Here is a 13299-nt window from a genome sequence, read left to right as displayed (position 1 = left end):
TACACTGGCGTATCGATAGGCCGGTGTGATCTCATCGACACTGCCGCCGACCGAGGAGTGAGTGAGGGCCATGACGACGCGAGACCAGGCCACCGAAGCCGTGCCCGCCGCCTCGCGCCGCTCCAAGATCACCCCTGAGCGGGCGCAGGAGTTCTACGACGTGGTCCTCGATCAGCTGCGGGAGTCCGGGTACGGGGCGCTCACCATGGAGGGCGTCGCCGCGCAGGCCTGTTGCAGCAAGTCCACGCTGTACCGGCAGTGGAAGACGAAGCCGCAGCTCGTGGCGGCCGCGCTGCGGGCCGGACGCTGTGCCAAGTTCTTCACAGCCGACACCGGTACGCTCGCGGGGGACCTGTGCGCGGCCGCGCGCAACGCCGCGTCGCAGGCCAAGCCGGACACCGTACTCTTGCAGGCCCTCGGGCACGCCGCCCTCCAGGACGACGAGCTGAAGGGCGCGCTGCGCGAGGCGCTGATCGAGCCGGAACTCGCGTCGATCGACGCGATGGTGCAGCGGGCGGTGGCGCGCGGCGAGATCGCCGCGGACCATCCCGCACTGCCTTACGTGGCCGCGCAGCTCTTCGGAGTCATGCGCAGCCGACCGATCCTGGAAGGGCGCGACGCCGACGGGGACTATCTGGTCCGCTTCGTCGAGCGCGCGCTGATTCCGGGGCTGGGGCTTGAAAGCAAGCCCTCGGATCCGACCCTGGAGGGTCGGGCCACCTGAACGGGAGGCCGCCGGTCGCAGGGATGACCGACCGGTGGTCTGCCCGCGCCGCACCGTGGGGACGGGGGCGGCGCGCACCCCCGGCCGGGCGGGTTCCTCCTTGAGCGGAGGGGGACCCGCCCGGCCGCACGCGTGGCGGGGGCCGGGGCGGTGCCGGCGGCGCTCATGCCGCTTTCGCTGCGGTGCTCAGACGTTTCCGCCGCGGTACTTCAGACGTTTTCGCCGGCGTCGCCGTCGCCCGTGACCGTGGCCTTCTTGATGCCCTTGAGGATCTTGTCGATCGACTCGGCCTTCGGTCCTGTCGACTTGTCGGCCGCGGTGCGCGGCATGTCCACGCCGGCGCGCAGCACGACGAGCTTGTCGGGGTTGGCGGGCGAGGGGAAGGCGGCCGACTCGACCCATGCGTCGACGCCCGACTTCGTCTCGACGCTCCAGCGGACCCGGTAGCCCTTCTGCCCGGCGACGGTGACCGCCTTCGCGAACAGTTGCTTGTGGCCCGTGATCCCCTGGTAGGTCTTGCCGCCGTAGGACGACTTCGCGTTCTTGGCGATGTCCTCCTTCGCGGCCGCCTTCGCCGACTTCGCGTCGAGCTTGAGGCGCTTCGCCGACGAGGTGGACACGCCGCCCTTCACGCAGACGTCGTCCTTCGAGTTGGGGCAGGGGTACGGGCCGATCGTGACGCCGGCGACGCCCGCGCCGTCGGTGCCGGTCCAGTTCTTGATGACCGGGATCGCGACCCCGTTACCGACGTCGGTGGCGAAGCCCTTGTCGAGCGGCGCCTGCGGCGAGGCCCCCGGAGCGTTTGGCGCCGGGCTCTCGCCGCCTCCGCTTCCCCCGCTGTCGCCGGGAGCGCCGGGACCCTCGGGGTTCGCCTCCTTCGGGCTCTGCGAACGGGGGCCCGCCTTGTCGCCCTTGCCGTCGCCGGCACCGCCCGACGTGAGCGCGTAGACGCCGGTGCCGATCCCCGCGAGCACCACGACCGCGATGCCCGCGGCGATGGCTATTCGCCCCTTGCCGCGCGACTTCGGCGGCAACTGGCCCGGGTACGCCGGGTAGTTGGGGTATGCCGGATTCGCTCCGGGTGTGGCCGGCTGCTGCGCGAACGGCTCCGGGGCCTGCTGCGGCGGCGGGGTGGTGGTGGCGGGCCGGGTCTGGTCGGTCCAGCAGGCGCCGTCCCACCAGCGTTCGGTGCGCGGGCCGTTGGGGATCTGTCCCGGATCGGGGTACCAGCCTGCGGGAGTCTGCGACGTCATGGACGGAACAGTATGAGGCCCGCCTGAAAAGGGGATGAGAGGGTTCGCCGATGCGGTCGGATTCGTTACCGGGGGCGGCCGGTCCCCGCGGCCCGATCCCTGGTCGGAGGGTGGGTCGAGGTCCCATCTCCGGTCAAATGTCACCGGCTGCCGAGACGCCCCACGAAGTCGGGGCCTCGCGGACTAGTCTCGTGACCAGTACGCCGATCGCTCCATGTGATCGGCTGCGACCGGACACCGGACGACACCGGGATCGACAACGGGAGGCTGCGGGATGACCCAGGGACGGCACGCCGACGCCGCGCCCTCCGGCTCTCCTTCGCGGGAGAGCGCGCGCCTGTGGGAGCGGGAGTCCGAACTCGACGTCGCGGCGCGCGCCCTCGACGAGCTGTACGGCGACTCCGCGGCCTCGGGCAGCCTCGTCGTCTACAAGGGAGAGGCGGGCATCGGCAAGACCGCCCTGCTCTCCGGCGTGCGCGAGATGGCGGCGGGCCGGGCCACCGTGTGGTCGGCACGGGGCGGCGAGACGGTCACCTCCGTCCCCTTCAACGTCGTACGCCAACTCCTGCAGCCCGCCCTCGCGGTGCTCTCCGAGGAGGAGGCCCGCGAATACTTCGGTGACTGGTACGACATCGCGGGCCCCGCCCTCGGCATCGCGGAGCCCACCGGGCGGCAGGCCGACCCGCAGGGCGTGCGCGACGGACTCGTCGCCGCCGCGTCCCGACTGGCCCGCCTGCACTGGCCGTTGGTGCTGCTCATCGACGACGCGCACTGGGCCGACGTGGAGACCCTGGAGTGGCTCGCCGCGTTCGCCGAGCGCCTCGACGACCTGCCGGTGTTCGTCGTCGTGGCGCAGCGCGAGGCCGCGGACGGGCGCGCCGCCGCCTGCCTGGACGCCGTGGCCGCCGCCGCCCGACCCGGCGTCTCCCAGCTGAGCGCCCTCACCCCGGACGCCACCGCGGGCCTGACCCGCGCCACGGTCGGCGCCCACGCGGACGACCCGTTCTGCCGCGAGGTGTGGGCCGTCACGGGCGGAAACCCGTACGAGACCGTCGAGTTGCTCGCCAAGGTCCAGGACAGCGAGCTCCAGCCCGACGAGCGGGCCGCCGTCGAACTGCGGGCGCTCAACCGGTCCGCCCGCGGCCGCGGCCTGGTCACCCGCCTCGAAGGGCTCGGCACCGACGCGACCCGGTTCGCCTGGGCCGCCGCCATCCTCGGCACCCGCATCGAGCCGGGCCTCGCCGCGCTCCTCGCCGGCATGAACCCCGAGCAGGCCGGACGCTGCGCCGAGCAGCTGCGCACCGCCCGCATCCTGACCGACACCGGGTCCCCCGGATCGGGCTACGGCGCCACCGACACCCTGGAGTTCGTCCACCCGCTGATCGCGTCCGCCGTGTACGACGCGATCCCGCCGGCCACCCGCACCGCCATGCACGGGCAGGCCGCATGGGCGGTCACCGCCTCCGGACACGGCCCCGCCGCGGCCTCCCGGCACCTCCTCGAGGTGCACCCGGACGACGACCCCGAACTCGTCGAGCAGCTGCGCGCCGCCTCCCGCGAGCACCTCGCCGTCGGTGCGCCCACGGCGGCCCGGCGCTGCCTGGAGCGCGCCCTCCAGGAACCGCCGCTGCCCGAGGTCCGGCCGCACGTGCTGTACGAGTTGGGCTGCGCCACGCTGCTGACCTCGCCGTCCACCACCGTCGCGCATCTGCGGTCCGCCCTCGACTCCGCCCCCGGGCTCTTCGGCGAGGACCGCGTCGACGCGGTGTGCCGGCTGGCCCAGGCCCTCGTCCACACCAACCAGTTGGACGACGCGCTCAGCGCCCTCGACGCCGAGACCGCCCAGCAGGAGGAGGGCCACCAGCGGCTGCGCCTGCGGGCCACCCGCCTCTTCTGGGAGTGCATCTACGCCGGCGAGCACGATCCGCAGGACCGCTCCCGCAGCCTCGCCGAACTCGCCGGGCGGGTCACCGGGCGCGACAACCCCGAGCGCGTCCTGCTGATCCTGCGCGCCTTCGACATGATGAACCGCGGGGAGAACGCGGAGGAGGTCGCGGAGTACTGCGACCGCTCCCTGGTCAACGGACGCCTGGCCCCCGGCCTCGGCTGGACCGACCCCGAGTGGGGCTTCGAGATCCTGATCGCGCTCGGCCTCTCCTACCTCTTCTCCGACCGGCTCGACCGCGCCGAGAGCCTGTTCACGGAGAGCATGCGGGCCTACGAGACCGCGGGCTGGAGCGGTGGCCACCTCTCGCTCGCGCACGCCTTCGTCGGCTACGTCCACCGCAGGCGCGGCCGGCTCAACGATGCGGAAGCGTTCCTGCGCGAGGCGCTGCGCCTGGCCGACCGGGTGGGCCACGGCCTGCCCATGCACTGGGACGCGGCCGCCATGCTCATCGACACGCTGCTCGCCCGCGGCAAGCCCGACGAGGCGCTCCGGATCGCCGACCGGTACGGATTCGCCGCGCCCTACCCGTCGATGATCCTGCTGCCCGACGCCCACTCGGTGCGCGGCCGGCTGCTGCTCGCCGTCGGCCGCACCGAAGAGGGCATCAGCGAACTGGAGACCGGCGGCAAGGTCGCGCTGGCCCGCGGCGGCCACAACACCGTCGTCGCGTCGTGGGCCGGCGACCTGGCCCTCGCCCTCGCCGACACCGACCCGCGGCGCGCCGCCGAACTCGCCGCCCAGTCCCGCGTCCAGGCCGAGCGGTTCGGCACGGACACCGCGATCGGCGAGGCCTTGCGGGTCGCCGCCGCGCTGGCCACGGGGCGGGAACAGCTCACCCTGTACGCGAAGGCGGTCACGTACCTCGAAGCGTCCCCCTGTGCGTACGAACACGCTCGGGCGCGGGTCGAGTACGGGATCGCCGCACGCTCCCTGTCCGAGCTCAACCGCGGTCTGCAGCTGGCCCGTTCGTGCGGGGCGGACGCGTTGACCGCGCGGGCGCGGGAGGTCCTGGAGACGGGGCGGGGGCTGCGCTAGTCCGCTTGTGCGTGGTGTCGGCGGGCGAACTTTTCGATGGCCGCCTGGGTGACCGGGGTGAAGAAGTTGACGAGGTTGCCGTCGGGGTCGCGGAACAGCAGCGACCGGTTGCCCCAGGGCATCGTGGTGGGCCCGGCCACGAAGTCGGTGACGCAGCCGGTCAGGTTCTGGTGGACGCGGTCCACGTCGTCGACGAGGAACTCGGTGATCACGCTGTGGTTGTCCGCCGGGCGGGCGGAGCCCGGGGCGAACAGGGGGACGGTGCGGGTACTGGCGATCGCGAGGGTGGCGCCCGCGATGTCGAGTTCGGCGAAGTCCTCGGTGGCCCACGTCGCCCGCGCCCCTGTGGCCCGCTCGTAGAACTCGACGAGACGGGCGACGTCGCCGGTGATGATGCGGATCGAGACGAACTCCATGGGGATCTCCTTGGCTGTGCTGTGGGCGTGCACGTCGCTGTGGGCGTGCACGTCGCAGGCTAGGAGAAATAGAGGACAGAACCGGTCCTGTATTCGCGCTAGGTTGTGCACATGTCCCGACCCACTGCCCGCGTACTGACGCTCCTGGAACTGCTGCAGTCTGGCGGCACCCGGACGGTGGCCGAACTGGCCGAACGGCTCGGCGTCGAAGGGCGCACCGTGCGGCGGTACGTGGACCAGCTGATCGACCTGGACGTGCCCGTGGAGTCGGTGCGCGGCCGCTACGGCGGGTACCGGCTCGCCCCCGGATACCGCCTGCCTCCGCTCATGCTCAGCGAGGACGAGGCGCTGGCCGTGCTGCTCGGCCTGGTCGCAGGCCGCAGGGCGGGGCTGACGACGACGGAGCACACGGCGAGCGAGACGGCATCGGCGAAGATCCGCAGGGTGCTGCCCAAGCACGTCGCCCGCCGGCTCGACACCCTCCTGGAATCCCTCGCCTTCACGGACGGGACCGGAGAGTCCGACACCCCGGACGCCGGGGTCCTGCTCACCGTCGCCGACGCGGTGCGGCACCGCCGGCCGGTCTCGATCCGCTACACCGGCCGCGACGGACGGCGCAGCGAACGCACGCTGCACGCGTACGGGATCGTCGCCCACTCGGGCCGGTGGTACGTCACGGGCCAGGACGCCCGGATCGGCGAGGACCGGACCTTCCGGCTCGACCGCATCGCGGACGCGCGGGCCCTGCCGGGATCGTTCGAAGAGCCCGTGGGTCCCGGTCCGGCGCAGCGCCTGTTGTCGGCGTTCGCCACGGCCGAGTACCGGCACGAGGTGACTCTGCGGATCCACGCGACGGTCGAGCAGATCCGCGCCCGCCTGCCCGCCACCGTCGCGAGCCTGGAGGAGCACGAGCCCGGTGAAGGCCAGGGCCGGGCGGCCGAACGCTGGTGGCGCGTCGAGCTGCGGGCGGAGCGGCTCGACTGGCTGCCGCCGCTGCTCGCCGCACTCGGCCGGCCGTTCGTCATCGAGCGCCCCGATGAACTCCGCGACCTCGTCGCCGAGTTCGCCGACCGCTTCGCGTCCTACGCCCGGTCGAGCCCTGAGAGTTGAACGCCGGGAGGGCCCTAAAGCCCGAACGGCCCCAGGATCCGGTCGAGTTCGGTGCCGAGGCGGTCCTGGACCTCGCGGTCGTACGTCTCCGCGTGCGCGAGCGTCGGCTGCTCGCCGTCGAAGAACCCGGCCGTCGCCTCGCCGCCCAACTCGCCGACGGCCAGGGCCAGTACACCGGCCGCGCCGTCCTCGACGGTGTTCAGCGGGCCCACCCCGGCCTCGCGGACCATCGCCGTGTCCATGTACGTCGCCGGGTGGATGACGTTGACGTGAATGGCCGTGCCGGACAGTTCGCGGGCGAGGGCGAAGGTGTGCGCGGCGAGGGCGAACTTGGCACGGCAGTACGCCTCGGTGCCGTTGTAACCGTTGGCGAATTCCAGGTCGTCGAAGTCGAGCGGGGACTGCCCGAGCGAGCCGCAATTCACCACGCGGGACGGCGCGTTGGCCCGAAGCGTGGGGAGCAGGGCGCGGGTGAGGGCGACCGGGGCGAGCACGTTGACGGCGAACCGCAGCTCGTGCCCGTCGGCGCTCAGCTCGCGGCCGGAGCCGGGCGCGCCCGAGCCGACGCCCGCGTTGTTGACGAGGACGTCGAGCTCCGGGTGGGCGGCGGCGACGCGGGCGCCGAGGTCGCGGACCTGCTCCAGAGAGGCGAGGTCCGCGACGAAGCCCTCGGCGCGCCCGCCGGCGGCCCGCAGCTCCTCGACGAGGGCGTCCGTACGTTTCTCGTCCCGGCCGTGGGCGAGCACGACGTGCCCGCCGCGCACGAGCTCGAAGGCGAGGTACCGGCCGAGGCCGGAGGTGGCACCGGTGATCAGGAGTGTGGCCATACATCCAGGCTAGGGGCCACGCGGTGCTCCGGACGTGACCCCCCTGGACGTACGCCCGCCGGGGTTAGGCCAGTCCCTCCTCGGCGAGCACCCGCTGGGCGACGCCGAACGCGGAGTTGGCGGCGGGTACGCCCACGTACACGGCGCACTGCTGCACCACGGCACCGATCTCGTCCGGGGTGAGGCCGTTGCGCAGGGCGGCGCGGACGTGCATGCCGAACTCGTCGAGGTGGCCGTGGGCGACGAGCGCGGTCATCGTGATCATGCTGCGCTCGCGGCGCGAGAGCGTCGGGTCGGTCCAGATCTCGCCCCACGCGTAGCGCGAGATGAAGTCCTGGAACCGGGCCGTGAACGGCGTCTGCCGCGCCTGCGCCCGGTCGACGTGCGCGTCCCCGAGCACCTCGCGGCGCACCTCCATGCCGCGCTTCGCGGCCTGCCCGAGGTGGGTGCGCAGCAGCCCGACGACCGCCTCCGGCCGTTCGGCGGGGGCGAGGTGCGAGGCGCCGGCCAGCTCGACGAGTTCGCTGTCCGGTACGGCGTCGGCGATTTCGCGCAGGTGCGCGGGCGGTGTGGCGGGGTCCTCGCGGCCGGCGACGAGGAGGGTGGGCACGGAGATCTCGGGGAGCCGGTCCCTGATGTCGAACGCGGCGAGGGCGTCGCAGCAGGCCGCGTAGCCCGCGGGGTCGGCGTCCCGGTTGTCCTGTACGAGGCGTTCCACGCGGAAGCCGGGGGTGAACCAGCGCGACGGCGCGGTCTCGGCCACGCCTCCCGTGCCCTCCTTGCGGACGAGGGCGGCCCGCTCCTCCCAGTTCTTGGCGCCGCCGAAGTGGGAGGAGGAGCAGATGACGGTGAGGCTGGTGAGGCGCTGCGGGTGGTGCACGGCGAGGTGCAGGCCGACGGCGCCGCCGAGGGATACGCCGGCGTAGGCGAAGCGGTCGATGCCGAGGTCGTCGGCGAGGGCGAGGACGAGGTCGGCGAGGTCTCCGACGGTGGTGCCGGCCGTGACCAGGTCGGCCGGCGAGCCGCCGTGGCCCGGGAGGTCCCACCGTACGACGCGGTGGGCGCTGGAGAGTTCGGGCGCGACGTCGTCCCACAGGGCGAGGCTCGTCCCGAGGGAGGGGCCGAGGATCAGCGGGGGAGCGGTGGGCGAGCCCTCGGCGTGGTGGTGGAGACGGGGTGCGTTCATGGGTGGGCTCCCGGTGGTCGGGTGGGCGACTTGAGCTGGCGGTGTTCGGTCATCGTCGGATCGCGGTCGTACGTGGCTGGGCGCGCAGTTCCCCGCGCCCCTTTTAAGGGGCGCGGGGAACTGCGCACGCCAACCACGTTCCAGCGGAAACCGGCGACGCCCCCCCCGGCCAAGCGCCCGCAGGGATTTCGGGAAGGGGTGGGGTGGGGGACATGTCAGCGGCGCGCGAGCGCCCGGTCGACCAGCGCCCCCGCCGCCCCGGCGTACCGCGACGGATCGGTCAGGTCGGACACGTTCACGTCGGAGTCCTTGAGCACGGGCTCGTCCGCGAGGACGTCGGCGAGAGGCCGCCCCGACTCCCTGGCCCGCCGCGACGCGGACGCCAGAAGTTCCTTCGCCGGGCCGCGCCCGAGCACCACGGCCAACTCCGCCGACAGCCGCTCCGACACGATCGCCCCACCGGTAGTCGACAGGTGCGCGTGCATCACATCCGCCCGCACCACCAACCCGCCGACCAACTCCGAGGCATCCCGAGCCGCGCCGCCGACCACCCGCAACAGCTCCCGCAACGTGGTCCATTCGGCGTGCCACGCACCCGCAGGACGCTCGTCCTCCGCCGGCAGCGAGCCGTACAGTGTCGCGGCCAGCGCAGGCGTACGGCGCGCCGCCGCGGCGATGAGCGTGGAACGCACCGGGTTCGCCTTGTGCGGCATCGCGGAGGACCCGCCCCCCGCCCCTTCGGCCAGCTCACCGACCTCCGTACGCGACAGCACCAGCACATCCGCCGCGATCTTGCCGAGCGCACCGGCCGCAAAGGCCAGCGCCCCCGCCAGATCCGCCACCGGCGTCCGCAGCACATGCCACGGCAACTCCGGCTCACAAAGCCCGAGTTCACGCGCATACGCCGCCACGAGAGCGAGCGGGTCCTCGGCCCCGTACGCCCCGAACGCCGCCAACGTCCCCGCCGCACCGCCCAGTTGAACCGGCAGCGCCGCCCGCACACCCCGCAACCGGTCCCGCGCGTCGAGCACCAGCGCGCGCCACCCGGCCGCCTTGAGGCCGAACGTCGTCGGCACGGCGTGCTGCGTGAGCGTACGACCGGGCATCACGGTGTCCCGGTGCTCGCGCGCGAGACCCGCCAACGCGCCCTCCGTGCCGGACAGCTCGTCGAGCAGCACGTCCAGCGTGCGCGCCGCGACCAGCATCAGCGCCGAGTCGAGGATGTCCTGACTCGTCGCGCCGCGGTGCACGTACGGCGCGTACTCCGGAGAAGCCTCCGACACCGCCGCCGTGAGATCCGCGACCAGCGGGATCACCGGATTGCCGCCACCACGCGCGCGCCGCGCGAGGTCCCGCACGTCGAACCGCTCGGCGACGGCCACCGCGGTGACGGCCTCACCCGCCGCGGCGGGCGCCAGACCGAGCGAGGACTGCGCCCGCGTGAGGCCCGCCTCCGCGTCCAACAGGGCCTGAAGGAAGGCCTCTTCGGACGTGGTGCGCTCGGTGGGCGCACCCTCGCTGCCGGGGTCGAACAACGTCACGTGAACTCCAGGAAGACCGTCTCGCCCTCGCCCTGAAGGCGGATGTCGAAACGGTACGTGCCATCCGCCTGCCGCTGCGCGATCAGCGTGTCGCGCCGCTCGGCGTCGACCTGCCGGAGCACGGGGTCCGTGGCGAGCGACTCGTCATCGGCGAAGTAGATCCGCGTGTACAGGTGGTGGAGCAGACCGCGGGAGAAGATCACCACGGCGAGGTACGGCGCCGAATCGCCACGCGCCCCCGGGCGGAGGGTGCGGACGGCCCAGTGCCCGTTCGCGTCCGTCTCGATGCGGCCCCAGCCGGTGAACTCCACGCCGTTGCGGCCTAGGTAGCCGCCGGTGAAGGGCTGGCGGCGCATGGAGCCGTCGATGGTGGAGGCGTTGCCCTCGGGGTCCGCGCCCCAGATCTCGACGAAGGCGTCGGGGACGGGGTCGCCGTTGCCGTCGTAGACGTAGCCGTGCACGGCGACCGTCTCCGGGTGGCCGACCGGGGCGATGTCACCGCCGCCCTCGAAGGGCAGCGCGTAGCCGTACCAGGGCCCGACCGTGTGCGAGGGGGTGGGCCGCACGGTCTCGGGGTTGTTGATGTCGATCGTCGTCATGGCTGGTCAGCGCCCTTCTTCCATCCAGGTGGCGTGCGGGCCGTCGAGGACGATGTCCCACTGGTAGCCCATCGAGAACTCCGGAACCGACTTCTCGTGCACGTACGTCGCGATGAGGCGCTGACGCGCCGCGTCGTCGGTCACCGACTGGAGGATCGGGTCGTACGGGAACAGCGGGTCGTTCGGGAAGTACATCTGCGTCACCAGGCGCTGCGTGAACGCGGAGCCGAAGACGGAGAAGTGGATGTGCGCCGGGCGCCAGGCGTTGGTGTGCTGCGCCCACGGGTACGGGCCCGGCTGGATGGTCGTGAACTTGTACCAGCCGTCGTCGTCGGTCAGCGCCCGGCCGACGCCCGTGAAGTTCGGGTCGAGCGGCGCGTCGTGCACCTCGATCTTGTGCGCGTAGCGGCCCGCCGAGTTGGCCTGCCACAGCTCGATCAGCTGACCGCGCAGCGGCCGCCCGTCGCGGTCGACGAGGCGGCCCTCGACGGTGATGCGCTCGCCGATCGGCTTGCCGGCGTGCTGGATCGTCAGATCGTTGTCGATCTTCGTGATGTCGCGCTCGCCGAAGGCGGGAGCGGTGAGCTCGATCAGCTCCGGGTCCTTGGAGACGTCGATGTTGATCGGCGGCTGCTTGGGGTGCCGGAAGGTGGAGGAGCGGTACGGAGCGTAGTCGCGCCGCGGGTGGTGCTCGACGGGTGCGCCGTCGGCGAGGCCCTTGTAGTAGGCGTCGCGCTTGGCGGCGATCTCGCGGTCGATGTCGGCCTGGGTGAGAGACATGGGGGAGGGGACCTTCCTACCTAGCGTTCCAGGACGAGGGCGAGGCCCTGGCCCACGCCGATGCAGAGCGTGGCGACGCCGACGCCGGAGCCCTTGCGGGCGAGCTGGTGGGCGACGGTGCCGGCGAGCCGAGCGCCGGACGCGCCGAGCGGGTGGCCGAGCGCGATGGCGCCGCCCTGCGGGTTGAGGATCGCGGGGTCGAACTCGGGCCATTCGGCGACGCAGCCGAGCACCTGCGCGGCGAACGCCTCGTTCAGCTCCAGTGTCGACAGATCGCCAAATCCCTTGCCCGCCTTGGCGAGGGCCCGGTTCGTCGCCTCGACGGGCGCGAGCCCGAAGTAGTGCGGGTCGATCGCGGAGACACCGGTGGCGGAGATCCGGGCGAGCGGCTCGCGCCCGGTGGCCTTCAGGCCCTCCTCGTCGACGAGGAGCAGCGCGGCGGCGCCGTCGTTGAGTGGCGAGGCGTTGCCCGCCGTGACCGTGCCGCCGTCCTTGCGGAAGGACGGCTTGAGCTTCGCCATCGCCTCCAGGGAGCTGTTCGCGCGCACGGACTCGTCGCCTTCGACGACGACCGGCTCGCCCTTGCGCTGCGGGATGGTGACCGGCGCGAGCTCGGCGTCGAACAGGCCGTTCTTCTGCGCGGCGGCGGCCTTCTGGTGGCTGGCGAGCGCGAACTCGTCCTGCTGCTCGCGCGTGATGTGGTGCTTGTCGGCGATGAGTTCGGCCGACTCACCCAGCGGCACCGTCCACTGCGGCTCCATCTTCGGGTTGACCATGCGCCAGCCCAAAGTGGTGGAGTACATCGTGGTGTTGGTCGCCGGGAACGGCTTGTCGTTCTTCGGCAGCACATAGGGCGCGCGGGTCATCGACTCGACGCCACCGGCCACGGCGATGGACGCGTCACCGACGGCGATGGCGCGGGCCGCCTGGATCACGGCTTCGAGACCGGAGGCGCACAGCCGGTTCACGGTGACACCCGGCACGGAGGTCGGCAGCCCGGCGAGCAGCCCCGCCATGCGGGCCACGTTGCGGTTCTCCTCGCCCGCGCCGTTGGCGTTGCCGAAGTACACGTCCTCGATCCGGGACGGGTCCAACTCCGGTGTACGGGCGACCAGTTCACGGATCGCGTGCGCGGCCAGGTCGTCCGGGCGGACGGCCGCGAGGGCGCCGTTGTAGCGGCCGATGGGGCTGCGCACGGCGTCGACGATGTAGACGTCCTTGACGTTGCTGCTCACTTGGCTGCCTCCTCGGGGACGCGTACCTTCGCGGCGGTCTTCTCGACGACTTCCTCGGCGGTGACGCCGGGCGCCAACTCGACCAGTTCCAGGCCGTCTTCGGTGACGTCGAGCACGGCGAGGTCCGTGATGATCCGGTCGACGCAGCCCTTGCCGGTCAGCGGCAGCGAGCACTCCTCGACGATCTTCGGGGAGCCGTCCTTCGCGGTGTGCGTCATGGTGACCAGGACGGTACGGGCGCCGTGCACCAGGTCCATGGCGCCGCCGATGCCGGTGATCATCTTGCCGGGCACGGCCCAGTTGGCGAGGTCGCCGGTGGCCGACACCTGCATGGCGCCGAGCACGGCGACGTCGATGTGACCGCCGCGGATCATCCCGAAGGAGAGCGCGGAGTCGAAGAACGAGGCGCCGGGCAGGACGGTGACCGTCTCCTTGCCCGCGTTGATCAGGTCCGGGTCGACCGCGTCGTCGGTGGGGTACGGGCCGGTGCCCAGGATCCCGTTCTCGGACTCCAGGATCACCTCCACGTCGCCGCCGAGGTAGTTGGGGATCAGCGTCGGCAGGCCGATGCCGAGGTTCACGTACTGACCGTCGCGCAGCTCACGCGCGGCGCGCGCGGCCATCTCTTCTCGTGTCCAGGCCATG

12 protein-coding genes are annotated in these 13299 nt (G+C 72.6%); 3 read left to right on the top strand and 9 right to left on the bottom strand.

The annotated features are described in order from the left end of the window. The first annotated feature begins 70 nt into the window (after nt 1-70). Entirely contained in the window at nt 71-724 is a 654-nt protein-coding gene (locus ACOKM3_RS09415; RefSeq protein ID WP_426898823.1) for a TetR/AcrR family transcriptional regulator, read from the top strand. Nucleotides 725-933: 209 nt separating this feature from the next. On the opposite strand, the gene ACOKM3_RS09410 is transcribed toward ACOKM3_RS09415, so the two are convergent. Continuing rightward, nucleotides 934-1977 carry a DUF2510 domain-containing protein gene (locus tag ACOKM3_RS09410; protein WP_426898821.1) on the bottom strand — a complete coding sequence of 348 codons (1044 nt, stop codon included), beginning with the start codon at nt 1975-1977 and terminating at the stop codon, nt 934-936. A gap of 274 nt (nt 1978-2251) precedes the next feature. Between ACOKM3_RS09410 and ACOKM3_RS09405 the strand changes: the two genes are divergently transcribed. Continuing rightward, nucleotides 2252-4960, top strand: a complete 2709-nt coding sequence (locus ACOKM3_RS09405; protein ID WP_426898819.1) for an ATP-binding protein — start codon at nt 2252-2254, stop codon at nt 4958-4960. Here the strand turns inward: ACOKM3_RS09405 and ACOKM3_RS09400 are convergent. Next, on the bottom strand, nt 4957-5376 hold the full coding sequence (locus ACOKM3_RS09400; protein WP_426906747.1) for a VOC family protein: 420 nt from the start codon (nt 5374-5376) through the stop codon (nt 4957-4959). The genes ACOKM3_RS09405 and ACOKM3_RS09400 overlap by 4 nt on opposite strands. A 111-nt stretch (nt 5377-5487) precedes the next feature. On the opposite strand from ACOKM3_RS09400, the gene ACOKM3_RS09395 reads away from it, so the two are divergent. Beyond that, nucleotides 5488-6486, top strand: coding sequence for a helix-turn-helix transcriptional regulator (locus tag ACOKM3_RS09395; protein WP_426898817.1), 999 nt, complete (start codon nt 5488-5490; stop codon nt 6484-6486). 14 nt (nt 6487-6500) lie between these two features. On the opposite strand, the gene ACOKM3_RS09390 is transcribed toward ACOKM3_RS09395, so the two are convergent. The 7 genes from ACOKM3_RS09390 to ACOKM3_RS09360 form a co-directional block, all read right to left on the bottom strand. Further along, nucleotides 6501-7313, bottom strand: coding sequence for an SDR family NAD(P)-dependent oxidoreductase (locus tag ACOKM3_RS09390; protein ID WP_426898815.1), 813 nt, complete (start codon nt 7311-7313; stop codon nt 6501-6503). Nucleotides 7314-7377: 64 nt separating this feature from the next. After that, on the bottom strand, nt 7378-8499 hold the full coding sequence (pcaDC, locus tag ACOKM3_RS09385) for a bifunctional 3-oxoadipate enol-lactonase/4-carboxymuconolactone decarboxylase PcaDC (RefSeq protein ID WP_426898813.1): 1122 nt from the start codon (nt 8497-8499) through the stop codon (nt 7378-7380). Between the two features lie 215 nt (nt 8500-8714). After that, nucleotides 8715-10040, bottom strand: coding sequence for a 3-carboxy-cis,cis-muconate cycloisomerase (gene pcaB, locus ACOKM3_RS09380; RefSeq protein ID WP_426898811.1), 1326 nt, complete (start codon nt 10038-10040; stop codon nt 8715-8717). Beyond that, nucleotides 10037-10639, bottom strand: coding sequence for a protocatechuate 3,4-dioxygenase subunit alpha (gene pcaG, locus ACOKM3_RS09375; RefSeq protein WP_426898809.1), 603 nt, complete (start codon nt 10637-10639; stop codon nt 10037-10039). Before pcaG ends, pcaB begins: the two co-directional genes overlap by 4 nt. A gap of 6 nt (nt 10640-10645) precedes the next feature. Continuing rightward, entirely contained in the window at nt 10646-11419 is a 774-nt protein-coding gene (gene pcaH, locus ACOKM3_RS09370) for a protocatechuate 3,4-dioxygenase subunit beta (protein WP_426898807.1), read from the bottom strand. A gap of 20 nt (nt 11420-11439) precedes the next feature. After that, nucleotides 11440-12654, bottom strand: a complete 1215-nt coding sequence (locus ACOKM3_RS09365; RefSeq protein ID WP_426898805.1) for a thiolase family protein — start codon at nt 12652-12654, stop codon at nt 11440-11442. Next, entirely contained in the window at nt 12651-13298 is a 648-nt protein-coding gene (locus tag ACOKM3_RS09360; RefSeq protein ID WP_426898803.1) for a CoA transferase subunit B, read from the bottom strand. Before ACOKM3_RS09360 ends, ACOKM3_RS09365 begins: the two co-directional genes overlap by 4 nt. Between the last annotated feature and the right edge of the window lies 1 nt (nt 13299).

This window comes from Streptomyces nidicola, from assembly GCF_050106155.1.
GTDB lineage: Bacteria > Actinomycetota > Actinomycetes > Streptomycetales > Streptomycetaceae > Streptomyces.
Note: the sequence above shows the minus strand (reverse complement) of the source record. Positions and strands in the feature narration are given on the sequence as shown.

Coding starts and splice junctions, on each gene's coding strand:
- ACOKM3_RS09415 (WP_426898823.1), top strand. CDS start 71: ATGACGACGCGAGACCAGGCCACCGAAGCCGTGCCCGCCGCCTCGCGC.
- ACOKM3_RS09410 (WP_426898821.1), bottom strand. CDS start 1,977: ATGACGTCGCAGACTCCCGCAGGCTGGTACCCCGATCCGGGACAGATC.
- ACOKM3_RS09405 (WP_426898819.1), top strand. CDS start 2,252: ATGACCCAGGGACGGCACGCCGACGCCGCGCCCTCCGGCTCTCCTTCG.
- ACOKM3_RS09400 (WP_426906747.1), bottom strand. CDS start 5,376: ATGGAGTTCGTCTCGATCCGCATCATCACCGGCGACGTCGCCCGTCTC.
- ACOKM3_RS09395 (WP_426898817.1), top strand. CDS start 5,488: ATGTCCCGACCCACTGCCCGCGTACTGACGCTCCTGGAACTGCTGCAG.
- ACOKM3_RS09390 (WP_426898815.1), bottom strand. CDS start 7,313: ATGGCCACACTCCTGATCACCGGTGCCACCTCCGGCCTCGGCCGGTAC.
- pcaDC (WP_426898813.1), bottom strand. CDS start 8,499: ATGAACGCACCCCGTCTCCACCACCACGCCGAGGGCTCGCCCACCGCT.
- pcaG (WP_426898809.1), bottom strand. CDS start 10,639: ATGACGACGATCGACATCAACAACCCCGAGACCGTGCGGCCCACCCCC.
- pcaH (WP_426898807.1), bottom strand. CDS start 11,419: ATGTCTCTCACCCAGGCCGACATCGACCGCGAGATCGCCGCCAAGCGC.
- ACOKM3_RS09360 (WP_426898803.1), bottom strand. CDS start 13,298: ATGGCCTGGACACGAGAAGAGATGGCCGCGCGCGCCGCGCGTGAGCTG.